This window comes from Pedobacter sp. N36a (assembly GCF_014472395.1).
GTDB lineage: Bacteria > Bacteroidota > Bacteroidia > Sphingobacteriales > Sphingobacteriaceae > Pedobacter.
Window position 1 is genome coordinate 160,682 of record NZ_JACSZW010000010.1, and the last position, 24,151, is coordinate 184,832.

General features: G+C 40.8%; 24 protein-coding genes. 12 read left to right on the forward strand and 12 right to left on the reverse strand.

Annotated elements, in window-relative coordinates; translation table 11 throughout:
* Positions 1–6 precede the first annotated feature (6 nt).
* The 12 genes from hemC (at position 7) to H9X96_RS18760 (ending at position 11,038) form a co-directional block, all read left to right on the forward strand.
* A complete protein-coding gene (gene hemC, locus H9X96_RS18705; RefSeq protein ID WP_187667741.1) occupies positions 7–1,590 on the forward strand; it encodes a hydroxymethylbilane synthase in 1,584 nt (527 codons plus the stop codon).
* Positions 1,591–1,603: 13 nt separating this feature from the next.
* The gene (gene hemB, locus H9X96_RS18710; RefSeq protein ID WP_187667742.1) at positions 1,604–2,572 is read left to right on the forward strand and encodes a porphobilinogen synthase; all 969 of its coding nucleotides are present in this window, start codon (positions 1,604–1,606) and stop codon (positions 2,570–2,572) included.
* Positions 2,573–2,583: 11 nt separating this feature from the next.
* Positions 2,584–3,957, forward strand: coding sequence for a glutamate-1-semialdehyde 2,1-aminomutase (gene hemL / locus H9X96_RS18715; RefSeq protein ID WP_187667743.1), 1,374 nt, complete (start codon positions 2,584–2,586; stop codon positions 3,955–3,957).
* Positions 3,958–3,993: 36 nt separating this feature from the next.
* The gene (locus H9X96_RS18720; protein ID WP_187667744.1) at positions 3,994–4,860 is read left to right on the forward strand and encodes a sensor histidine kinase KdpD; all 867 of its coding nucleotides are present in this window, start codon (positions 3,994–3,996) and stop codon (positions 4,858–4,860) included.
* 5 nt (positions 4,861–4,865) lie between these two features.
* On the forward strand, positions 4,866–5,570 hold the full coding sequence (locus H9X96_RS18725; protein ID WP_015809248.1) for a response regulator transcription factor: 705 nt from the start codon (positions 4,866–4,868) through the stop codon (positions 5,568–5,570).
* Positions 5,570–6,085, forward strand: coding sequence for a hypothetical protein (locus tag H9X96_RS18730; protein WP_187667745.1), 516 nt, complete (start codon positions 5,570–5,572; stop codon positions 6,083–6,085). The genes H9X96_RS18725 and H9X96_RS18730 overlap by 1 nt, the downstream gene beginning before the upstream one ends.
* 16 nt (positions 6,086–6,101) lie before the next feature.
* A complete protein-coding gene (hemE, locus tag H9X96_RS18735) occupies positions 6,102–7,124 on the forward strand; it encodes a uroporphyrinogen decarboxylase (RefSeq protein WP_062547034.1) in 1,023 nt (340 codons plus the stop codon).
* A 69-nt stretch (positions 7,125–7,193) separates the two neighbouring features.
* Positions 7,194–7,739 carry a protoporphyrinogen oxidase HemJ gene (gene hemJ, locus H9X96_RS18740; protein WP_187667746.1) on the forward strand — a complete coding sequence of 182 codons (546 nt, stop codon included), beginning with the start codon at positions 7,194–7,196 and terminating at the stop codon, positions 7,737–7,739.
* Between the two features lie 88 nt (positions 7,740–7,827).
* Entirely contained in the window at positions 7,828–8,394 is a 567-nt protein-coding gene (locus tag H9X96_RS18745) for an RNA polymerase sigma factor (protein ID WP_187667747.1), read from the forward strand.
* Positions 8,375–9,118 carry a hypothetical protein gene (locus tag H9X96_RS18750; protein ID WP_187667748.1) on the forward strand — a complete coding sequence of 248 codons (744 nt, stop codon included), beginning with the start codon at positions 8,375–8,377 and terminating at the stop codon, positions 9,116–9,118. The genes H9X96_RS18745 and H9X96_RS18750 overlap by 20 nt, the downstream gene beginning before the upstream one ends.
* Before the next feature lie 25 nt (positions 9,119–9,143).
* A complete protein-coding gene (locus tag H9X96_RS22700; RefSeq protein WP_222943932.1) occupies positions 9,144–9,944 on the forward strand; it encodes an outer membrane beta-barrel protein in 801 nt (266 codons plus the stop codon).
* A gap of 86 nt (positions 9,945–10,030) precedes the next feature.
* Positions 10,031–11,038 carry an ABC transporter ATP-binding protein gene (locus H9X96_RS18760; protein ID WP_187667749.1) on the forward strand — a complete coding sequence of 336 codons (1,008 nt, stop codon included), beginning with the start codon at positions 10,031–10,033 and terminating at the stop codon, positions 11,036–11,038.
* A gap of 22 nt (positions 11,039–11,060) precedes the next feature.
* Here H9X96_RS18760 and H9X96_RS18765 read toward each other — a convergent pair whose 3' ends face one another.
* From H9X96_RS18765 to ilvB, 12 genes are all read right to left on the reverse strand, one after another.
* Entirely contained in the window at positions 11,061–11,474 is a 414-nt protein-coding gene (locus H9X96_RS18765) for a hypothetical protein (protein ID WP_187667750.1), read from the reverse strand.
* Positions 11,475–11,615: 141 nt separating this feature from the next.
* Entirely contained in the window at positions 11,616–12,110 is a 495-nt protein-coding gene (locus tag H9X96_RS18770) for a YdeI/OmpD-associated family protein (RefSeq protein ID WP_187667751.1), read from the reverse strand.
* 174 nt (positions 12,111–12,284) lie between these two features.
* The gene (gene ilvA, locus H9X96_RS18775) at positions 12,285–13,535 is read right to left on the reverse strand and encodes a threonine ammonia-lyase IlvA (protein ID WP_187667752.1); all 1,251 of its coding nucleotides are present in this window, start codon (positions 13,533–13,535) and stop codon (positions 12,285–12,287) included.
* A 2-nt stretch (positions 13,536–13,537) separates the two neighbouring features.
* Positions 13,538–15,046: a 2-isopropylmalate synthase gene (locus H9X96_RS18780; RefSeq protein ID WP_062547042.1), complete on the reverse strand. Its 1,509-nt coding sequence runs from the start codon at positions 15,044–15,046 to the stop codon at positions 13,538–13,540.
* A gap of 12 nt (positions 15,047–15,058) precedes the next feature.
* Positions 15,059–16,153, reverse strand: coding sequence for a 3-isopropylmalate dehydrogenase (leuB, locus tag H9X96_RS18785; RefSeq protein WP_187667753.1), 1,095 nt, complete (start codon positions 16,151–16,153; stop codon positions 15,059–15,061).
* A gap of 3 nt (positions 16,154–16,156) precedes the next feature.
* Complete coding sequence (locus H9X96_RS18790; protein WP_187667754.1) at positions 16,157–17,674, reverse strand: ATP-binding cassette domain-containing protein; 1,518 nt, start codon at positions 17,672–17,674, stop codon at positions 16,157–16,159.
* Entirely contained in the window at positions 17,674–18,258 is a 585-nt protein-coding gene (gene leuD / locus H9X96_RS18795) for a 3-isopropylmalate dehydratase small subunit (RefSeq protein ID WP_187667755.1), read from the reverse strand. Before leuD ends, H9X96_RS18790 begins: the two co-directional genes overlap by 1 nt.
* A gap of 11 nt (positions 18,259–18,269) precedes the next feature.
* On the reverse strand, positions 18,270–19,685 hold the full coding sequence (gene leuC, locus H9X96_RS18800) for a 3-isopropylmalate dehydratase large subunit (RefSeq protein ID WP_187667756.1): 1,416 nt from the start codon (positions 19,683–19,685) through the stop codon (positions 18,270–18,272).
* A 56-nt stretch (positions 19,686–19,741) separates the two neighbouring features.
* Positions 19,742–21,223 (reverse strand): ketol-acid reductoisomerase, encoded by a 1,482-nt coding sequence (gene ilvC, locus H9X96_RS18805; RefSeq protein ID WP_187667757.1) that lies wholly within the window; start codon positions 21,221–21,223, stop codon positions 19,742–19,744.
* Between the two features lie 31 nt (positions 21,224–21,254).
* Positions 21,255–21,719 (reverse strand): DinB family protein, encoded by a 465-nt coding sequence (locus tag H9X96_RS18810; protein ID WP_187667758.1) that lies wholly within the window; start codon positions 21,717–21,719, stop codon positions 21,255–21,257.
* A 35-nt stretch (positions 21,720–21,754) separates the two neighbouring features.
* Positions 21,755–22,372, reverse strand: a complete 618-nt coding sequence (gene ilvN, locus H9X96_RS18815; protein ID WP_187667759.1) for an acetolactate synthase small subunit — start codon at positions 22,370–22,372, stop codon at positions 21,755–21,757.
* Between the two features lie 9 nt (positions 22,373–22,381).
* Complete coding sequence (gene ilvB, locus H9X96_RS18820) at positions 22,382–24,121, reverse strand: biosynthetic-type acetolactate synthase large subunit (protein WP_187667760.1); 1,740 nt, start codon at positions 24,119–24,121, stop codon at positions 22,382–22,384.
* Positions 24,122–24,151 lie beyond the last annotated feature (30 nt).

Genomic DNA, 24,151 nt, shown 5'->3' on the forward strand with positions numbered 1-24,151 from the left:
ATTAACGTGAAAAGACTTATTATCGGTACGAGAGGTAGCGACCTGGCTTTATGGCAGGCCAATTTTATTAAGGATAGACTTGCAGAGATTGGTGCCGAAGCCGAACTAAAGATCATCAAAACTCAAGGAGACAAAATTCTAAACCTTAGGCTGGATAAGCTGGAAGGTAAAGGTTTTTTCACCAAAGAGCTGGAAGAAGAACTTTTGGGGGGTACCATTGATATAGCCGTACACTCCCATAAAGATTTACCAACTACGCACCCTGCAGGATTAACCATTGCGGCAGTAACAGAGCGTGAGGATCCCTCAGAGCTGTTATTGATCCTGAAAGATTGTGTAGACATCAAACAAAAGCTTTCCCTAAAAACGGGAGCAATGGTGGGTACTTCTTCTAACAGACGTAAAGCGCAAATGCTTTCCCTTCGCTCTGACCTGAACATTGAAGATTTAAGAGGTAATGTGCCTACAAGGATTCAAAAGCTAAGAGACGAGGATTATGATGCGATTTTACTGGCCAAAGCTGGTGTGAATCGTTTAAACATAGACCTTTCAGAATTCCATGTGGAAGTAGTAGATACAACGGAATTAGTTCCAGCGCCTGCACAAGGTGCTTTAGCCATTCAGATCAGAGAAAATGATCATGAGCTGGCGGAATTGCTGAAAAAACTAAACCACCAGGAAACGATCGACGCTATTGGTGTAGAACGTAAGGTATTAAACCTTTTTGAAGGTGGCTGTCACATGCCTTTAGGATGTTACTGCAAAAAAGAAGATGGAATGTATGAAATCTGGACTTCCAAAGCGGAAACTGATGAACATTTCCCTGATCGTTTCTTTTGTCGCGAGGAAAGCCTGGAAGGTGTAGCCGAAAAGATTGTTGCTAAATTCAGTACGGATAGAAAATTACCTGCAAAGGTGTTTATCTCCAGAGAAATTGGTGAACATAGCTATTTTAGAAAAGCATTAGAAAAACATAATATTGAAATTGAAGGCAGATCATTGATCCGTACGTTCCCAATCGTAACCGTATTGGATCCCTTCTATCTTAAACACCTCAACTGGATATTCTTTAGCAGCCGCAATAGCGTGGAATATTTCTTCGCATTGAAGCCTTTATTGCCTAAACATGTGAAGTTTGGCGTAGCAGGAAGAGGTTCTGAAGATTCATTGAGAAAGGCCGGACACCTGGCAGACTACGTAGGTGAAGGTGGTGATATTGATGAAGTAGCGGAACTTTTCGCCAAATTGGTCGCAGGACAAACTGTATTGTTCCCAAGAGCGCAGGATTCATTACAGAGCATACAAAAAGCGTTAACACCAGATACGAAAGTAGTGGATCTTCCAATTTATGAGACTGTAATTGAAGAAGATGTAGACCAGACGTACGCAGAGGTGCTGATCTTTACCAGCCCTTCCAATGTGGAAGCTTATTTTGTAGAAAACTTATTAGAACCGGGACAGCAGGTTATTGCCATCGGAAACTCGACAGGAAAGAAATTTGATGAGATGGGCGTAAGCTACATTCAGCCCTATTCTCCTGATGAGATCGGATTGGCCGAAGCAGTATTCGGAATAGATATAAAACAATAAAAGTAAATTTAATATGGTGCACCGTCCGCGTAGATTGAGAAAGAATCCTTTAGTGAGGGAAATGGTAGCTGAAACGAGGTTATCTAAAGACATGTTCATTTTTCCATACTTTGTAGTACCGGGAAAAAATGTAGTACATCCTTTAGGAGCAATGCCAGGCATCAGCCATTTTTCTGAAGATACTTTATTGAAGGATGTGGAAAAAGGATTAAAGCTCGGTGTGAACAAGATCATGCTTTTTGGTGTAGGTGATGAGAAATCTGAAGATGCCGCATCAGCTTATCATGATCATTCCCTGGTTCCTTCGGCAGTTCGCCTGTTAAAGAAAAATTTTGGAGAAGATTTGTACGTCGTAACTGATGTTTGTGTTTGTTCTTATACGACTCATGGTCATTGTGGAATTATGAAGGACGATTATGTTCAGAATGATCCAACAGTGGAAGTGATCGCTAAAATGGGACTGGCACATGCAGAAGCTGGTGCAGATATGCTGGCGCCATCAGATATGATGGATGGCAGGATTTCCGCAATGAGGCATTTATTGGATGGACAAGGTTTTGTAAACACGGCAATCATGTCGCACGCTACAAAATTTGCTTCTGCTTATTACGGTCCTTTCCGTGAAGCGGCAGACTGTGCGCCGAGTAAAGGCGACAGAAAAGCTTATCAGATGGACTTTAGAAACGGTAACGAAGCGCTTAGAGAGGCTTTACTGGATGAAAGTGAAGGCGCAGATGTATTGATGGTGAAGCCAGCTTTGGCTTACCTTGATGTGATGCATAACCTGAAACAGCATACAAATTTGCCGATTGCTTGTTATAACGTGTCGGGAGAATACTCGATGGTGAAGGCTGCTGCGGAAAAAGGATGGATTGATGAGCAGAAAGTAGTGATGGAAACCATGCATGCCTTTGCGCGTGCGGGTGCAAGTATCATTACCACTTATCACATCAGGGATATGGTTGAAAAGAATTGGTTGTAAGTAAAAAAAATATGTTAGAATCTTTAAAAAAAATGTTTTCAGGAAATGAAGGCGAAATGCCAGTGAATACTGGTAGTAAACCTGATATTTCGAGAGAAAAGTCGGCAGAACTGTATGAAAAAGCAAAGAACTATTTCCCTGGAGGGGTAAATTCTCCGGTGAGAGCTTTTAAATCAGTGTATGGCACTCCTTTGTTTATTCAAAAAGGAGATGGCTGTTTTATATGGGATGCCGATGGTAATCAATTTATAGATTTTTGCGGAAGCTGGGGCCCATTAATTTTAGGTCATAACAACGCTAAGGTGAGGGAAAAAGTAACGGAAGTGATGCAGAGTGGAATGAGCTTCGGCGCACCTACCGCATTGGAAAACGAGCTTGCAGAACTGATCATTAAAAACAACAAATTCGTAGAGAAAATCCGTTTCACAAGCTCAGGTACGGAAGCCGTAATGTCGGCAATCAGACTGGCTCGTGGTTATACCGGAAAAGATAAAATCATCAAGTTTGAAGGCTGTTACCATGGTCACACCGATTCATTATTGGTAAAAGCAGGTTCAGGCCTAGTGACTTTCGGCGAAACTTCTTCTGCAGGTGTACCTAAATCATTCGCTCAGGAAACGATTGTGATTCCTTTGAATGATACAGAAGCGATCAAAGCAGCTTTCGAGCAGTTTAAAGATGAGGTTGCTGCGGTAATTATTGAAGGTATTCCAGCAAATAACGGTTTGTTAATGCAGGATGCTGAATACATCAAATTCCTGGAGCAAATCTGTAAAGAAAATAAAGCCTTATTGATTTTTGATGAGGTGATCACTGGATTTAGAATCGGTTTTGAAGGTGCAGCGGCATATTACGGAGTGAAACCTGATATTGTGACTTATGGTAAAATTATCGGTGGTGGATTACCTGTAGGAATGTACGGTGCTTCAGCAGAAATTATGGGTCATATTTCTCCGGATGGCGGCGTTTATCAGGCAGGTACTTTATCGGGCAATCCGGTAGCGATGGCTGCAGGTATCGCTCAGCTGACAGAGCTGTTGCGTTCAGGTTTCTACAAAGAATTGAACAATAAGGCCTCAGAATTTGCAGAAAGCATTCAGCGTTTTGCTACCGCCAGAAACTACAAGCTGAAAGTATTTCACGTAGGTTCTATCTTCTGGATGGCCTTCACAGATAAAGATAAGATCCAGTGCGCCGAGGATATCGATCCGGCAAGCATGGAGAAATTTAAACTGATGCACAGAGAGTTGTTAAACAGAGGCATTTACTTAGGTCCATCAGGATATGAAGTAGGATTTGTGTCTGCTGCACATACTAAAATTGAGCTGGAGAAAGCGAAAAGAGCAATCTTCGACAGTCTTGATGTGGTTTTCAGAAATAAGTAATTATAGCGTATATTTAAATAGTATAAAACTGCTGCTTTGAAGAAATCAATTGTCATCTTTTATTTTATGTTGCTGTACTCGTTGGTACAGTTGATCTCCTGGGGAGCATTGGTAGTAAGATTAGAGCCTGCCAGAATGGCCATGGTGATGGGAGAGGGATCTGTATTCCTTTTTCTACTGTGTGTAGGTGCCTACTTTTTACACCAGTCGATTAAAAAAGAAGACCGTTTAAGAGAACAGCAGCAAAACTTTTTACTTTCTGTAACGCATGAACTAAAATCGCCTTTGGCAGCCATTAAATTGTCTGTTCAAACGATCATTAAACGCGACCTTGACAAAGCTAGACAAACTTCATTATTGAACAATTCCCTAAAGGACATTGAGCGTCTGGACGACCTGGTGGAGAATATGCTGCTGGCCACGAAAATCGAGAATGGCTCTTTATCTTTTCCGAAAGAAGAGTTTGACTTTTCAGAGCTGGTGACTAAGGTTACAGACCGTCTGCAAATCCATTCTTGTGGCTGTGAGCAGGTGATCACCTTGTCGATAACACCTGGTATAAAGGTAGTTGGAGATCAGTTTTCCTTGTCTTCTGTAGTGACGAATCTCATAGAGAATGCTGTCAAATATTCAGGTCCATGTGCGGAAATAGATGTCGAATTGACAGTGAAGGATGGCCACCCCTTTTTAAGGGTGTCTGATAAAGGTCCAGGTATCCCAGATCAGGAAAAAATGTTGATTTTTGACAAATTTTATCGCGTTGGTAATGAGAATGTAAGAAAATCAAAAGGAACAGGATTAGGCCTGTTTATTGTTAAGGAAGTATTACAAATGCACGACGCTGATATTAGCGTTAGAGATAACGTACCGCATGGTGCTATTTTTGAAATTACATTTAGTTGATCATTATGCAACAGAAATTAAGAATATTACTGGTCGAAGATGAAGACCACTTGTTAGATGCTATAAAATTGAACCTTGAACTGGAAGGTTATAAAGTTCATGCAGTAAAAGACGGTAAGACGGCTTTAAAAGTTTTTAAAGAAGAACGTTTTAACCTGATCATTCTGGATGTAATGCTTCCTGAAATGGATGGATTCCAGGTGTGTGAAACCATCAGATTAGAAAATACAGAGGTACCTATTCTTTTCCTTACAGCTAAGAACACAAGTGAAGACCGTGTAATGGGATTGAAAAAAGGTGCTGATGATTACTTGGTTAAACCTTTCAACCTGGAAGAACTGATCCTTAGAGTAGGTATTTTAGTGAAACGCAGTATGAAAGCTGATGACCTGAAAGAAATTAACTCTTATAAAATCGGTGATAAAACCATCTATTTCAACTCTTTCGAATTGAAACAGGATGATGGTGTCATTGTTCCTTTGACTAAAAAAGAAACGATGTTACTGAAATTACTGATCGAACGCAAGAACGAAGCAGTATCTCGTGAGCAGATTTTAGAGACGGTTTGGAACTATGATGTTTATCCTTCAACACGTACGATTGATAATTTTATCCTGACTTTCCGTAAGTATTTTGAACCAGATCAGAAAAACCCGGTTTATTTCCATTCGATCAGAGGCGTAGGTTATAAATTCACAGATATCCATTAATGTACAATAATAAAGGCAGGTATGCCCTCATGGCACTCTTCGTGATTGCTGCGGGAGTATGCCTTTTTTACGATCAAATTCAACTGGCTGTATTGGCCGGTTTTTTCTTTGCCTTTGTGATTTGGAGCCATTTCAAGCACAGCTCGATTTTATTGGCCTCCAAGTATTTTAAGAGTGGGGATTACGAAAGAACAGAAAAGATATTGGCAGAGGTCCCTAATCCGGATCGTTTAGCGCGAAACAGAAGGGGATATTACGAATTTATGCGCGCCAACATTGCGCTGAAAAGAGAAGAATATGAAGACGCTGAGCGTCATTTTCAAATTGCCAGTCGCTTTCCATTAGGTGGTAAGAATGACAAAGCTTTTGTGATGATCCACCTGGCCAATCTCGCCCTGCGGAAAAAAGACCTGGAACGTACCAGAGCCTATATTGAAAGGGCTAAAGAACTGGCTACTACTCCTAGAGCACAAGAGATCATTAGTAAAATTGAGCAAGAAGCAAATCGATTATAAAACAAACACAATATAGATGAACACGTTATTTTTAGATGCCGCATTTTCGAAGCAAACAGAACGTCCACCGGTATGGATGATGCGCCAGGCTGGCCGTTTTATGCCTGAGTACTGGGAAATCAAAAACAAATACTCTTTCCTGGAGATGTGCAAAACGCCAGAAATTGCAGCGGATGTAACGATGTTGCCAGTGGATTTACTGGGTATCGATGCTGCCATCCTTTTCTCGGATATTTTAGTAACCGGAGAAGCTATGGGCGGTGACCTGAGTTTTACTCAGGGAGTTGGGCCAAGATTCGCCAATCCTGTACGCTCTGCGAAAGATGTAGATAACTTAAATGTAGATTGCCTGGGCGAGCTGCAATATGTAGCAGATGCCATTAAAGTAATTCAACAGCGTTTAAATGGCAGTATTCCACTGATCGGTTTCGCTGGTGCACCATTTACAGTAATGAGCTATCTGGTTGAAGGCGGTTCTTCAAAAGATTTCAAACTGACCAAGCTGTTGATGCACAATCAGCCAGAAATTGCACACCGTTTATTAGCGAAAATTGCTAAAGTAACTGCAGATTATTTAAACCTTCAGATTGCTGCTGGTGTAAACGCAATTCAGATTTTTGATAGCTGGGCGATGGCATTGTCATGGAACGATTATCAAGAGTTTTCTCACCGTTATATCCAGGAAATTATTGCAAACCTGAATAGAAAAGATATCCCTGTGATCTCTTTCTGTAAAGGCAGTTCTGTATTTGCACCGATCATGGCACAGGCAAAACCTGATGTGATCTCTGTAGATTGGAACGCAGATTTATTAAACATTAAACAAAGCTTGCCTGCTGGTATCGCTGTTCAGGGTAACCTGGATCCGTTTATCTTATATGCAGACAAACCGGTCATCAAAAAAACAATTCTTCAGTTGTTTGAGCGTATGCGTGGCGAGAAAGGGTTTATCTTTAACCTTGGTCATGGTATTATGCCAGACATTCCATTCGATAACGTGAAATATGCAATCGAAGTAGTTAAAGAATTCAGATACTAATATATAATTTAGGCCATCTTTAAAGCTTGCTTTTCAGATGGCCTTTTTAATGATCAAAAAAGAAACAAAATGGAATACTATTATTACGTACTCTCTGTGCACATCATCTTTGTGGTTAGCTGGATGGCGGGGTTGTTTTATAGTGTCCGCTTGTTTATCTACCATGTAGAGGCCGAAACCAGACCTGAACTGGAACGCAATATCCTGCAGAGGGAATATGAGCGTATGGAAGCCAAGCTTTGGCACATCATTACGACGCCTGCAATGGTGCTGACTGTTGCCGCCGGAATAACGATGATCTGCCTTAATCCTGGTCTGATGTCCGTTGGCTGGTTCCATGTGAAGCTCGCTTTTGTGGTCCTTCTTTTAATTTATCATTTCATTTGTCAGCGGATCATGAATCAGTTGAAACATGGCAAATGTAAAATCAGCTCTTTCCAGCTGCGTTTATGGAATGAAGTAGCCACAGTCCTGTTGGTTGCTATTGTTTTCACTGTAGTGCTTAAAAGTGCAGTAAATTGGATTTATGGACTGATTGGTCTGATCGTTTTCTCTTGTGTCATCATGATGGCTGTAAAATGGTACAAATCTTACCGTAAAAAGCACGACTGCTAATCCCCCTTTATTTTTATTTTTCATTATTTTTCCTGCTGCGTGCAACCTTTAGGTGGTAGTGCTCATCTTCTATATACCAAACAAACAGATGATTTTGACGCAGTATACGATAAATGAACTCATGGAAGGCTGTAAAGCCGGAAAGCGAAAGATGCAGGAAGCGCTTTATCAGCAGACTGCCTCTAAGATGCTCCTCGTTTGCATGCGTTATGCGAAAGACCGGATGGAGGCGGAAGATGTATTGCAAATGGGCTTTATCAAGATTTTTCAAAAGATTGGGGAGTATAGAGGAGAGGGGGCTTTTGAAGGTTGGATGAGAAGGGTCATGGTGAACACCGCAATTGAGAGTTATAGAAGAAATTTAAGGACACTGAATGTCGTGCCGATTGAGGATGCTTATGAGCAGCCGGGTGTGGGTTTCGACTTTAGCAGGTTAGGAATGCAGGATTTATTGAAAGTCATTCAAAAGCTTTCTGACGGTTATAGAATGGTGTTTAACATGTACATCATAGAAGGATATTCTCATAAGGAAATCGCTGAAAAATTAGGGATTTCTGAAGGAGCAAGTAAATCGCAGTTGTCGAGAGCAAGGGCGATCTTAAGAGTGGAGATTATAAAAATGGAGGGTATAGATTATGCAAGCTATGCAGGATAAAGATTTTGATCAATTGTTCAAAGATAAATTTGAAGGGGCAGAAATCAGGCCATCGGCGAATTTATGGAGCAATATTGAAAAAGAACTGACACCAACGAAAAAGCGCGTTTTCCCGGTTTACTGGGTGGCCGCTGCTGCAGTAGCAGTGATTGCAGTGTCGGTAGGGGTGTTGTTTCCGGAAACTGAAAAAATGCAGCTGCATGGGACTGTAGCGATCTCAGGAAATACGGTTACGTCCGCTGGAAGTACTGGTGCTGTAACTACTCCTATCCTAGGAGATGAAGGCGCTACGGTTTCCGTTTCAGAAAAAGGTACTCCTTTAGTTATCGCTCCAAAATTGAAGTTGAAAAACCTGATTCAGGAAAATAATTTAGTGGCGCTGCAACGAAATGAAAAGATCAAGCGTCATCAAATAAAAGCAGTGGAGATGAAAACTACTTTGAAAGAAGAAGAGCTGAAATTGATACCGGATTTATCAACTGAAACTGTAATCGCTAATGTACCTATACCTGATGTGCAGCGAGGAGATCAGGAGCTGATAGAAACAGAAGGCAGGGAAAGAAAAGGCATTAGAAATGTAGGGGATGTGATCAACTTTGTGGTAGATAAATTGGATAAAAGAGAGAAGAAATTGATACAATTTAAAACCGATGATGATGATAACTCTTCTTTAATCGCAGTAAACATTGGCATTTTAAGATTTAATTCAAAAAGGAACAAGTAGCACATATATAGCTCAAACCAACAATATGAAGAAATTAGTATGGACAACACTTTTGGTAAGCGGGCTTGCCGGTGTTATTGCGCAAAGCGCATCTGCACAACAGGATAGTGTTAAAAGGAGATCATCGTTTGGGATAGACAATGGTTTAATCTCTATCAAAATCAACGGAAAAGACAGTACAAGCAAAACGAAAGCAGCAAAAGGTCGTTTTATGGGCGGTATTACCTTCACACGCCTGGACATTGGTTTCTCCAGAATGGTAGATAATGGCAGCTTCTCTTTATCAAAAGAAAATGACTTCCTGGATTATACTGGCGGAAAAACAAGTACGATTTCATTTGATGTAGTGCAGTTTGGCTATCGCTTTGATCCCCATTTCAAAATATACATTGCCGGTGGTTTCGACTGGACCATGATTCGCTTGAAACAAAATATCACCCTGAAAAAGAACAGTCCGACTTTAGACTATGACCAGGAGTCCATTGAGTTCTCTAAAAACAGATTATCTAATAGCTATGTGCACATTCCATTAAACTTTGAATTGCGTACGAAAGAAAATACCCATGGTAAACGTTTTTACTTTGTATTCGGACCAGAAGTGGCTTTCCTGTTAAATGGAAAGGTGAAACAAATCAGCACTGAGAAAGGAAAAGAGAAGTTTAAAGATGACTATAACTTTGAGCCATTCCGTTATGGCGGTTCATTGCGCATCGGTTACGGTGGATTTGGACTCTTTACCAAGTATTATTTCAACGACATGTTTACGACTACCGCACAAAAAGGACTTAAAAATATGTCTTTTGGAGTCACCTTCGGATTAAACTAACCACACACACAAATATTAATGATCCCGTAACCCTCATAGGTTGCGGGATTTTTTTTTGGCAAGCCTAAATACTTTATCTTTATGGCGTGAAGGAAAAAATCATCAGCGTTAACAACATCAGCAAACAGTATCAGCAGGAACAAGCTTCAGGAATCCATAACATTAGTTTCGACATCAATAAAGGGGATATCATCGCCATTATTGGCGAAAGTGGCAGTGGTAAGTCGACCCTGCTGAAATGTATTTATGGTTTACTGACGATTGATGAAGGTGAAGTTCGCTATCAGGATGAAAAGGTATGGGGACCAGATGTATTGCTGATTCCAGGGCACAAGCAAATGAAAATGGTGACTCAGGATTTTTCACTGAACATCTATGCAAAGGTCTATGACAATATCGCTTCGATGATGGCCAATACAGATGTAAATCATAAACATCAAAAAACGATGGAAATGATGGTTCATTTGCATATTGATCACCTGAAAGATAAAAAGATTACGGAATTAAGTGGGGGAGAGCAGCAAAGGGTGGCAATTGCCAAAGCTTTGGTTACAAATACTTCCGTTTTACTACTGGATGAACCTTTTAGTCAGGTAGATGCACTGCTTAAAAATCAGCTTCGCGCAGATATTAAAAGGATTGCTGCGGAGACAGGCGTGACCGTGATTATGGTTTCTCATGACCCTGCAGACGGATTGTTCCTTGCCGACGAGTTATTGATCATGAAAGATGGTCATTTGCTGGAACGTGGTAAACCAGAAGATATTTATCAGCATCCTAAACATATATACACCGCTAGAATGTTAGGAAATGCCGTGGTTTTAAACCCGGAAGAAGCGAAAAAACTAGGTTTGGAATTGAAGGAAGGACATGCCGTGTTCTATCCGGAATGGGTGGAGCTGAACAATTCCTGGAACAGCAGGCGCTTTGAAGTGAAAGATGTGTATTATAAAGGATTTTATGAGGAGCTTTTGCTGGAAAGAAATGGGGTGAAAATCAGAGCCATTCAATTGAATAGGGGTACACATAAAAAAAACGACCACGTTCAGGCGAACATTGGTCGTTTCTTGTCGTTATCACCTGATCTCCATTAAAAAGATCAGGTCTGAATATTTATTATCTTAACTTTGAAGTCACAATAACAACTCTTAAGCCTTTTTTAGTAGTTGGTATTTTTGGTCTTACTCCAGGTACTGTTGATTCAAGATCAACTGAAATTGAACCTCTTCGTACTATACAGCTATAAGCTTCATAATTGTAAGTAAAAGGTACTGGTCTATACTCATCTACAGCATTATCTGGATATATATAAACATGTACTGCATCATTGGTAAATGTAGGGACATCTAATTCAGGGAAAGGAACTGTAGTAGTTAAAGTTTCTCCATCATTGATATAGGTCCAATCTCCAGGTAAAATAGTCATTTCAATCGTTTCATTTGGAAGTCCTGGATCAATGATCACTTCCTTCTTGCAGGATGCCAAACCTAGCGTGGCCGTGCAAAGTAATAATAGTAATATCTTTTTCATATAATTTGTGTGTTTGATGTTCGTATAGCAAATCTTTTGCCATAAAAATACAATTCTGTTTTTACTTATATCGTATCTAAAATGTGATACCATATATTGTATGGTAAAATAGCTGTATTACAGTTTTTGAGCGAATGCTGATCAACGTTTAGTAGCATGAAATGGAAGTCCAGAAGCCAGGTTAGTAATGGCATCTGCCATGCGTTGAATCCTGGTTTGAAGGACAGGAGAGTCCAGCAGCCAGGCAAAACATTCTTCTTGTTTAGTTGAGGATAGTTTTTTAAAAGCAGCCCATGCTGCGGGCTCATCTTTTAAGCATTCAATAAAATCTTCATTGGCAATTTCCAGCTTAGGGTCACTGTCAGGGTACAGGCACACCTTAACCCGTTCTCCTTCTTGTTTCTTAATCTCTTTTCGGATGGCTGCTTTTACCGGAAGAAAAAGTACACCTTTTTTCATGGGCATCAAAGTCGCTTTGCTAATTTCATAACCGTCGATAAAGCCCTTGACTTTCTGCCAGCTAAAATAATTATGCTTGCCGGGCTGTATTTCAGGGAAACGAACATAGGTCCAGCCACCCTTTCCAGGGAAGCGTTCCAGTAATAAATCCTGGTCTATTAATGGTAATTCTTCCATAATTTTATACTGCGTCTGTACTATTGATCGCTGTTATAAAATTATAAATATTTTAGTAGATATAAATGAAAAATGCCGCATCAAAGAATTGATACGGCATTCTTGTGTAATTTATGACTGTTAACCGCTTTGAATGGACGAAATCGGTTGCAAAAAAGTGATGTCAGAAGTTCCTTAAACCAGATATTCAAATAAAGTCTGATCGTTGTTCAGTTCAATAATTTCAAACTTAAACTCTCTCATTCTTTGCAGTAAAGATTCGTAATCTGTTTTCTCCTGAAGCTCAATTCCGACCAATGCAGGACCACTTTCCCGGTTTGTTTTTTTGATAAACTCAAACCTGGTGATGTCATCATGCGGACCTAAAACATTGTTCACAAAGAGTTTTAAAGCACCTGGTCGCTGAGGGAAACGTACAATGAAATAATGTTTCAATCCTTCAAAAAGTAGTGACTTTTCTTTGATCTCCTGCATTCTCTCGATATCGTTGTTACCACCGCTCACGACACAAACTACTGTTTTACCAATGATTTGATCTTTGATTTGCTCTAATGAGGCTACAGCTAAAGCACCCGCTGGTTCTACAACAATAGCGTCTTCATTATAGAGTTTCAAAATAGTAGTACAGATTTTTCCTTCAGGAATCAATAACATCTGATCCAGAAGTTCATTGCAATAAGCAAAAGTAAGGTTACCCACTCTTTTCACTGCAGCACCATCTACAAAGCGATCGATATCCGCTAATAAAACTGGAGCACCACTATTCAGGGCTTGTTTCATGGAAGGAGCACCTTCAGGTTCTACTCCAATCAGTTCAATTGCTGGTTTCAGGTTTCTTAGGTAGCTGCCTACTCCTGAAGCCAGGCCACCACCACCGATAGGCATGATCACCATATCCAATTCCGGAAGGTCTTCAAAAATTTCTACACCTACTGTTCCCTGACCTTCAATCACCTTTGTATTGTCGAACGGAGGCACAAAAGTCATCCCATGTTCTGCAGTATAGGCCAATGCTTCTCTTAAGCAATCGTCAAAAGTATCGCCTACTAAAACAATCTGAATATGGTCGCCACCAAACATTTCTGTTTGTTTTACCTTTTGCTTAGGGGTAATTTCCGGCATAAAAATAACCCCTTTGATGTTCAGCTTTTTGCAGGAATGGGCAACACCCTGTGCATGATTTCCAGCACTGGCGCAAACCACACCCTTTGCTACCTGCTCAGGTTCAAGGGTGCTAATCATGTTGTAAGCACCTCTTAATTTATATGAGCGTACCAATTGCAAATCTTCTCTTTTCAGGTAAATATTTGCCTGGTAGGTTTTAGAAAGTCCTGCATTATACTCCAAAGGGGTACGTTTTACCGTACCTTTTAATCGTTCCGCTGCCGCCAGAAAATCCAGTATCACTTCTTTTTCTACACTCATTTTTAGATAAATTTATTCATTGCATCCAGATAAGCATTGGCCGAAGCTTTTACGATATCTGTACTAAAACCATAGCCTACATAAGATTTTCCTTCGTAAGAAACCTTCATGTTCACCTTGCTCACATCATCGCTGCCACCATGCATCGCCTGAATGGTGAATTCATTTAATAGAATGTCTTTTCCTACGATGGATTGAATGGCTTTAATCGTCGCGTTAACAGGACCGTTTCCAGTTGCCATCGCTTCTTTTTCTACGCCTTCATGTTCCAATCTGATGCTGGCAGTAGGGCTTAATGGATCACCGCAAAGTACTTGTAATAAGTTCAGTTTGTAACCATTTTTTACTGCACCTTCCTCGCCATCACTCATTAAGAAAAGAATATCATCATCACAGATCGTTTTCTTCTCATCTGCCATGATTAAGAAACGCTCGTATACCTGATCCAGGTTTAAACGATCGATTTCATAACCTAAACGTTCTAAGTGATGTTTTAAGGCATGGCGACCGCTGCGTGCAGTCAGGATAATATCTGCTGAGTTCAAACCAACATCTTCCGGATTGATGATCTCATAGTTTTCTCTGTGTTTCAAGAAACCATCCTGGTGAATTCCTGAGCTGTGTGCAAAGGCATTCTGACCGATGATGGCTTTGTTTGGCTGTACCGGCATGTGCATCATACGGCTCACCATACCACTGATCTCAGTGAAGTGTTTGCTGTTGATGTTAGTGGTTAGATTCAAAGCATGGTGTGTTTTCAATACCATCGCGATTTCTTCCAAAGCCGTGTTTCCAGCACGCTCACCGATACCGTTAATGGTACATTCTACCTGACGCGCACCATTGATTAAGCCTGCAAGACTGTTTGCTGTTGCTAAACCTAAGTCATTGTGACAATGAACAGAGATGATCGCCTGGTCTATATTTTTAACGTTTTCTTTTAGGTAAAGAATTTTTGAACCATATTGATCTGGTAAGCAATAGCCATTCGTATCAGGAATGTTCACTACAGTAGCACCAGCAGCAATTACGGCTTCAATCATTTGCGCTAAATAAGCATTGTCTGCACGACCAGCATCTTCTGCGAAAAACTCAATATCTTCCACAAATTGCTTTGCATATTTTACTGCTGCAACCGCTCTCTCCAGAATTTCTTCTCTTGTGCTGTTGAACTTGTATTTAATGTGCATATCTGAAGAGCCGATTCCAGTATGGATCCTTGGTCTCTTCGCGTATTGTAATGCCGCAACAGCGGAATCAATGTCTTTTCTATTGGCACGTGTCAATGCACAGATGATCGGCTCTCTTATCGCTTTTGATAAGTCTACCACGCTCTGGAAGTCTCCAGGGCTGGAAATAGGGAAACCTGCTTCAATCACATCTACTCCAAGTGCTTCGAGTGCTTTTGCAATTTGAATTTTCTCTGGGCTCGACAACTGGCAGCCCGGCACTTGTTCACCATCACGTAAGGTGGTGTCAAACACATAGACTCTATTAGGATCGTGTAACATAATTCTTGGTGTTTAGTTAGATTTTGAAGTATTCTGTGCAATATATTTTAAGACCAATTGACCCATTTCTTTCGTTCCAAGAACGTGGTAAGGGCTGGTCGTATCATCGGCAATGTCATTTGTTCTGTAACCTTCTTTCAATACCTGATCTACGGCATCAATGATCACTTTTGCTTCTGCCAGCAGTCCGAATCCGATTTCCAGCATCAGAGAAACAGATAGGATAGAAGCTAGTGGGTTCGCCAGATTTTTTCCGGTGATGTCATGTGCCGAGCCATGGATGGGTTCAAAAAAACCAGTACTTTCTCCTACAGAAGCAGAAGCTAACATCCCCATAGAACCTGCAATTTGTGAAGCCTCATCAGTTAAGATATCACCGAATAAGTTAGCAGTTAATACCACGTCAAACTGTTTCGGATCTTTGATCAACTGCATCGCTGCATTGTCGATAAACATGTGACTTGTTTCCACTTCCGGGTATTGTTTGGCTACTTGCTGTACGGTTTCTCTCCATAATCTTGAGCTTTCCAATACATTGGCTTTATCTACAGAACAAAGTTTTTTTCTACGTTTCATCGCAGCTTCAAATGCTTTGTGTGCAATTCTTTCTACCTCATAACGGTGGTAGATCATTAAGTCAGAAGCAGTGTTTTTGTCTTCAGAGCGGTTTTTTTCACCGAAATAAACATCTCCGGTCAGTTCTCTGAAAAACAGAATATCGGTACCTTTTAATATACTAGGTTTAATGCTGGAGGCATTTAACAACTCATCAAATAATAAAATCGGGCGTAGGTTAGCATATAAGCCTAATTCTTTACGGATTTTAAGTAAGCCTTGCTCTGGACGTACTTTCAAAGAAGGATCATTGTCATATAATGCATGGCCTACTGCACCAAAAAGGATGGCATCGCTCTTTTGTGCTTTTTCCAGCGTTTCATCAGGTAGGGGATTACCGGTGGCTTCGATTGCAGCATGGCCCATTAGCGCCTCATCATAGCTGAATTCGTGTCCGAAATTTTTAGCAATTTCTTCTAATACCGCTTTACCCCAGGTAGTGACCTCTGGGCCAATACCATCACCAGGAATGACTAATATATTTTTTTTCATTTTCTAAATGCTTTGTAATAAGTGTTCAACGGATTTTACTGCACCGTCTTCTAATAATAATCTTCTCTCTATACATGCTGGCAGTTGGGAGTCAAAATGGCCAACGTAAATTAACGTGGTGCCATCTTTACATAATTCATCTACCAGTTTGTTGAAATGTTGTGTTTGCTGCTGATCTAAACCCTGACAAGGTTCATCAAGGATCAATATTGCCGGGTTTTTAACGATTGTTCTAGCCAGTAAAGTTAAACGCTGTTTGCCTAAAGGCAATTCGTTCATCAGTGTGTTTTTGTAGGCGGTTAAGCCGAAATACTCCACTAACTCATCTACCTGGGCATGTTTGGTAGAGCCCGGACTGCAATACAATCCTGAACTGTCGTAAAAGCCAGAGGCGATGCTTTGCCAAACGGTGGCAGAGGCATCAAAATACCAGTGTAATTCCGGTGAGATTAAACCAATGCGTTCTTTGATTTCCCAAATGCTTTCACCTGTGCCTCTTTTATTCCCGAAAAGATAAAAGTTGTTGGCATAAGCCTGAGGATGATCTCCACTGATCAAGCTTAATAAAGTAGATTTCCCAGAACCATTATGACCTTGTAGAAGCCATTTTTCACCGGCATTAACCTCCCAGTTGATGTTTTTCAATACCTGCTTGTCTCCATATCTGATGTTCACATCAATCATTTTTATGATGTGAACAGTTGTGGTTGAAGAAGGCGCTAAGCCAAAAAATGAATCAGAAATGCCCGTTGAATCTGAAACCTTCTCTCTTTGAAGAAAAGAAGGTAAAGGTTTGATGATTTCTTCCACTTGTTTTGTATAGGATTCAGGGGAAGAAATCTCTTTTAATTTACCTGCTGCTAAAACTGCGAAACGATTGATAGTAGCTGGCAATTCGGTTTCATTACTAATGATGATCAACTGTGTCCCATTTTCCGATAATTCGATCAATAAATCGTTAAGATTTGCACGGGAAAGTTTATCTAATCCATTGTAAGGTTGATCCAAGATCAACAATTGAGGTTTTGACCATAAAGCCTTCACCAATTGCAATTTTTTATGTTCTCCGCTGGATAACTGTAAAAGCGCGGAGTTTTTTAAAGCAGCAAAACCTAAAGCGGTTAACAGCTGCTCTAAAGTATCAAATGAAAGGCCCTGGTCATTTCCAAAGCGCGTTAACTCGGCGATCACCGTAGCCGTAATGGCAGTGGCTAAACTTTGGTAACGCTGCTGATAATAGAAGTTAGAAGCCCCTTCAAGATCTTTAAACTGGTACCAGTTGGCCACATAATGGACCTTTGCTGGTAAGGCAGAAGAAAGATCAAAATTCAACTGTATGTCGCCCTCAAGGCTCGGGATCAAACCTGCAATTGCTTTTGCTAAAGTCGTTTTACCACTGCCACTTTCGCCGCATAACAACCAATTGTCATAGCGATTTATCGTCCAGTACAAATCCTGTAATACAGGTTGCTGCTGATACTTTAAATTAAGGTTGTGGATATGGACGACGGGATTCGACATTATTTTGTTTGTTCAAATTCTTCAATTAAATGCTTTTGGTTTAAGATGAAATCGATGTCATCATAACCATTGATTAAGCAAGACTTTTTATAGGCATTGATTTCAAAACCTTCTTGAGCACCGCTCGCAACGATCGTTACCGTTTGATTTTCTAAATCTACTTCCAATGTTGCAGCATGGTCTTTTTCAACGGTGTTGAAGATCTCCGCTAAGAACGCATCAGTTACCTGGATAGGTAACAGACCATTGTTCAACGCATTTCCTTTAAAGATGTCCGCAAAGAAGCTGCTGATCACTACATCAAAACCTGCGTCCTGAATTGCCCATGCAGCGTGCTCACGACTACTGCCACAACCGAAGTTCTTTCCTGCAACCAGGATTCTTCCTTTATAAGCAGGGTTATTCATTACGAAATCAGCTTTCAGGGAATGATCACCATTGTAACGCCAGTCGCGGAATAAGTTTTCTCCAAAACCTTCACGGGTAGTCGCCTTTAAGAACCTTGCCGGAATGATCTGATCCGTATCAATATTCTCAATATTTAAAGGCACAATTGCCGAGGTTAACTTTTCAAATTTTCTCATGATTCTTCGGATTAAGCGTGTACAGGTTCGTTCAATAAAGTTCTTACATCAGTTACCTTTCCAGTAATAGCAGCAGCTGCTGCAGTTAGCGGACTGGCTAAAAATGTGCGGGAATCTGGACCTTGTCTGCCTTCAAAGTTTCTGTTAGAAGTAGATACACAGTATTTTCCTGCTGGAATCTTATCCTCATTCATCCCTAAACAAGCACTGCATCCCGGCTCGCGCAATTGAAAGCCTGCCGATTCAAAGATCTTATCCAAACCTTCCGCAATCGCCTGCTGTTCCACTTGTTTAGAACCCGGAACGATCCATGCAATCACATTTTCTGCTTTCTGACGACCTTTTACAAACTCCGCCACTTCACGTAAATCCTCGATTCTTGAATTGGTACAGCTGCCGATAAACACATAATCAATCGCTTTTCCTACCAATTCTGTATCTCCTTCGATGCCCATGTAATCCAAAGCTTTCTGGAAAGAAGCTTGTTCAGAAACCGCCTGATCACCTGTAGCAGGGATGTGTGCGGAAATGCCCATACCCATACCCGGATTTGTTCCATAAGTAATCATCGGGCTGATGTCTGCGGCGTCAAACGTTAATACGCTATCAAATTTCGCGTCAGCATCGCTATATAAGGTTTTCCAATAAGCTAAAGCTTTATCCCACTCTTCGCCTGCCGGAGCAAATTCTCTTCCTTTGATATAATCGTAAGTGATCTGGTCAGGGGCAATTAAACCACCTCTGGCACCCATTTCAATACTCATATTACAGATCGTCATTCTCGCTTCCATACTCAAAGCTTCAATAGTCGACCCAGCATATTCGATAAAATAACCTGTACCACCGGCAGCAGATATCTTCGCAATAATGTATAGAATAATGTCTTTAGCAGAAACACCTTTACCTAATTCTCCGTTTACCTCGATTTTCATCGTTTTCGGACGCTGTTGTAATAAACATTGTGTCGCAAAAACCTGCTCTACCTGTGAAGTTCCGATACCAAAAGCAATCGCACCGAAAGCACCATGCGTAGAAGTGTGACTATCGCCACAAACCATAGTTTTTCCCGGAAGGGTGATTCCCAATTCCGGACCGATGACATGGACAATCCCTTGGAAAGGATGACCTAGTCCATACAGCTCGATACCGAATTCCGCACAGTTTTTAGTCAGCATATCCACCTGAAAACGGGAAAGTTCCTCTTTAATCGGCTGTAGCTGATTTAAAGTTGGAACGTTATGATCTGCAGTGGCTACTGTTTGCTGCGGACGGAAAACAGGCAATCCTCTTTTGCGTAAACCATCAAATGCCTGAGGTGAAGTCACTTCATGAATCAAATGGGTATCGATATATAAAATATCAGGGAAACCAGCTTCGCTTTTTACAACATGCGCATCCCAAATCTTTTCTACTAATGTTTTTGACATTTTCTATTGCTTTTAAATGGCTGAGGCCATGAAGACCTCAGCCGTTTTTTTGTTGATTAGGCAGTTTTAATTGATTTCATTGCTGTCATCGCTTTTCTCAGCTCTGCACCTACAAGTTCCACCTGATGTGAACGAATCACTTCATTTACTGCGATTAATGCTCTGTTATCCACAGCACCATCTTTACCTTCATTAAAGTTTTTACCTACCAATTCAGTATCTACTGTTTTCATGAAATCAGCAAGTAATGGCTTACAAGCGTAATCAAATAAGTAACAGCCATATTCAGCAGTATCAGAAATTACACGGTTCATTTCGAACAATTTCTTACGTGCAATCGTGTTTGCAATTAGTGGTGTTTCGTGCAATGACTCGTAGTAAGCCGACTCAGGTTTGATTCCTGCTTCAACCATAGTTTCGAAAGCCAATTCCACACCCGCTCTAACGAAAGCAACCATTAACGTATAGTTATCGAAATATTCCTGCTCACCAATTTTAACATCACCTGCTGGTGTTTTCTCAAAAGCAGTTTCACCGGTAGCAGCCCGCCAAGCCAATAGGTTTTTGTCACCATTTGCCCAGTCTTCCATCATGATACGGCTAAACTCACCGCTCATGATATCATCCTGATGCTTTTGGAATAATGGACGCATGATAGTTTTCAATTCTTCAGAAATTTCAAAAGCTTTGATCTTAGCAATATTGCTCAATCTGTCCATCATCGCAGTGATACCACCTTGTTTCAAGGCTTCAGTAATCACTTCCACACCATATTGAACCAATTTAGAGGCATAACCTGGATCGATTCCTTTTTCTACCATTTTATCAAACGATAAAATAGAGCCAGTTTGCAATAAACCACAAAGAATGGTTTGCTCACCCATTAAATCAGATTTCACTTCCGCAACGAAAGATGATTTTAATACCCCTGCTTTATGTCCGCCAGTACCAACGCAATAAGCTTTAGCCTGTAATAGACCCTTTCCTTCAGGATCATTCTCAGGGTGCACCGCGATTAGAGTAGGAACACCAAAACCACGCACATATTCTGCTCTTACTTCACTTCCTGGACATTTTGGAGCCACCATGATCACCGTAAGGTCTTTACGGATCTGCATGCCTTCTTCTACAATGTTGAAACCATGAGAGTACAATAAAGTCGCACCTGATTTCATTAATGGCATCACAGCAGTCACTACTGCAGTATGTTGTTTATCAGGAGTAAGGTTGATTACTACATCTGCTGTAGGAATTAATTCTTCGTAAGTACCAACTGTAAAATTGTTTTCTGTAGCATTTTTCCAGGAATCTCTTTTACCTTCAATGGCTTCTTTACGTAAAGTATAAGAAACATCTAAACCGCTATCTCTTAAGTTTAAACCTTGGTTTAGTCCTTGTGCACCGCAACCGATCACGACTAGTTTCTTGCCTTTAAGTGCGTTTACGCCATCCAGAAACTCTGAACTGTCCATGAAATCGCATACACCCAATTGGTTTAATTTTTCTCTAAGAGGTAACGTGTTGAAATAGTTTGACATCTTTTTGTTTTATTTGATTGTAAAGGTTCTTTTAATTTTTAGTGATGATTCTTTTGATGGCCCAAGCGCAGCCATAATGATAAGAATCGTGTATTGGGAAAAATTGTACCGCATCTTGCGTAGTGTTTAAAGTCACGCCGTAGCTGGTGGTAAAGGAATTGTAACCTGTAAATACCTGGTTCTTTAGGTCTTCCTCCAGTTCATCGATCAGACTGAGCGCTAACTTTTTTAATTCATCAATCTCTTCTTGTCCGATGAATACTTCTGGTTTCGTTCCCTTTTTATAGGTATTGATGTAAGAAGGGGCAATCTTTGGGGTCAAACCCGACAAGGTATAACAAAGTCCCTGCTGACTGGTGATGATGTGACCAAAGTTCCAGATGATGTTGTTGTTAAAGCCCTCAGGAACCTGGTTCAACTCTTCAATAGAACAACGCTCCAGCAATTGGATGAAGTTCTTTCTGGTTTGTCTGATGAAATTTAAATGCTGTTCCATATTACCTGATTTGCTGATCCGTTTTTTAACGGAGTTTACATGCTAAATACGTTTTTCTCTGCGTCAAGGAATTCGTTTTCGATCACTTCCTGTCCTGGTTCTCTGCGTTCAAATTCTCTGAGTTTGCGGTTAAAACCATCACTACTTTTGATGATGGCTACTCTTGCACTTCTTACAAATTCAATCAGGCCGAAAGGTTGAAGTACTTCGATCAGCTTATCTGTTTCTTCACGGTGACCAGTGGTTTCGAAAACGGTATAATCCTTACGGATCACTACCGCTCTTGCACCGTTTTCACGAAGTAAACGTTCAACCGATACCAATTCTGCAATCGTATCTGTAGGCACCTTATAAAGCGCCATTTCCTGCCAGATGATATCTTCATTGGTATTGAAATATACTTTCAATACTTCTACTTGTTTTTCAATCTGACGTGCCAGCTTGCGTACTACTTCTTCTGTTTCATTGATCACGATGTTGAAGCGGTGAATATGCTCAATCTCCGAAGGGGAGGTGTTTAAGCTGTCAATATTGATTTTTCTTCTTGAAAAAATGATGGCAATACGATTCAATAAGCCGATTTGATTTTCGGTGTATACAGTAATCGTAAATTCCTGTTTTTCGTTTGTTTCTATATCCTGGGAATTGCTCATGATCTTTAATTATTTAAGTCTGATTTCACTTACACTGCTACCTTGAGGAACCATAGGGAACACATTGTGCTCCTGGGCTACCATTACTTCTAGAAGGAATGAACCTTTATGGTTCAACATTTCTTCTAATGAACTCACTAAGTCTTTACGTTCTGAAACTTTTTTGCCGGCGATATAATACGAATCGGCAAGTTTCACGAAATCCGGACTGGTGATGTCTACAAAAGAGTAGCGTTTCTCATGGAACAATTGCTGCCATTGGCGAACCATTCCCAGGAACCTGTTATTTAAGATCATGATTTTCACATCAACGCCGCTTTGCATGATGGTGCCTAATTCCTGACAAGTCATTTGGAAACCACCATCACCAATTACCGCAACCACGGTACGGTCTGGAGCACCAAATTTAGCACCGATTGCAGCAGGTAAGCCAAAACCCATTGTGCCTAAACCACCACTGGTTACATTACTTCTGGTATGGTTGAATTTGGCATAACGACAAGCTACCATTTGATGCTGACCAACGTCAGTCACCACAACAGCTTCGCCTTTCGTTAAGATGTTCAATTGATTGATCACCTCGCCCATGGTCAATTCTCCTGTTCCAGGATTCAATTCCGGATGAATGACAACTTCCTGCTCCGTTTTATCAAAAGCTCTGAATTCTGCCAACCATTCGGTATGTTTTTTCTCTTCAACCAATGCAGTTAGAAGAGGTAAGGTTTCTTTACAATCTCCCCAAACCGGAACATCTGCTTTTACGTTTTTGTCGATCTCTGCAGGGTCAATATCCAGGTGAATCACTTTCGCCTGTTTTGCATATTTGTCTAAACGGCCAGTTACACGGTCGTCAAAACGCATACCGATCGCGATCAATACATCACAAGAATTGGTTTGCACATTCGGGCCATAGTTACCGTGCATGCCCAGCATCCCAACATTTAATGGATGGTCTGTACCGATTGCGCCAGCTCCTAAAATTGTCCATGCTGAAGGAATACCGCTTTTCTCTACGAAAGCTTTAAACTCCTGTTCTGCATTTCCTAAGGAAACACCTTGACCGAACAATACGAAAGGTTTCTTTGCTGAATTGATTAACGCTGCCGCTTGCTCAATGTATTCTACACGAACATTTGGTTTCGGACGGTAGCTGCGCACATGGTCGCAAGGAACGTAACCAGCATATTCAAATAGCTGCAATTGTGCGTTTTTGGTAATGTCGATCAGTACCGGGCCTGGTCTGCCGCTGCGGGCAATATAAAAAGCTTTCGCTAATACTGCTGGAATCTCAGTAGCATCAGTAATCTGGTAGTTCCATTTGGTAACAGGGGTAGTGATATTGATCACGTCTGTCTCTTGGAAAGCATCAGTACCTAATAAGTGAGCATACACCTGGCCGGTGATACAAACCATCGGGGTACTGTCGATTTGTGCATCTGCCAAACCTGTTACCAGATTTGTCGCACCCGGACCGCTAGTCGCAAATACGACACCCACTTTTCCGGAAGTACGTGCATAACCCTGACCGGCATGTGTGCCGCCTTGCTCATGACGTACTAAAATATGTTTTAATTTGTCTTTGTAATCGTATAATGCATCATAAATAGGCATGATGGCACCACCTGGATAACCAAAAATGGTATCGGTACCTTCCGCTATTAATCCTTCCAATAAAGCCACAGAACCAGAAACAGTTACTGTTTTCTTCGGTTCTGTTAAGGTGGTTGCTTCCTCTTGTGCTGTGTCCATTATTTTATTTTTAGGTATGGGTTTTTAAAT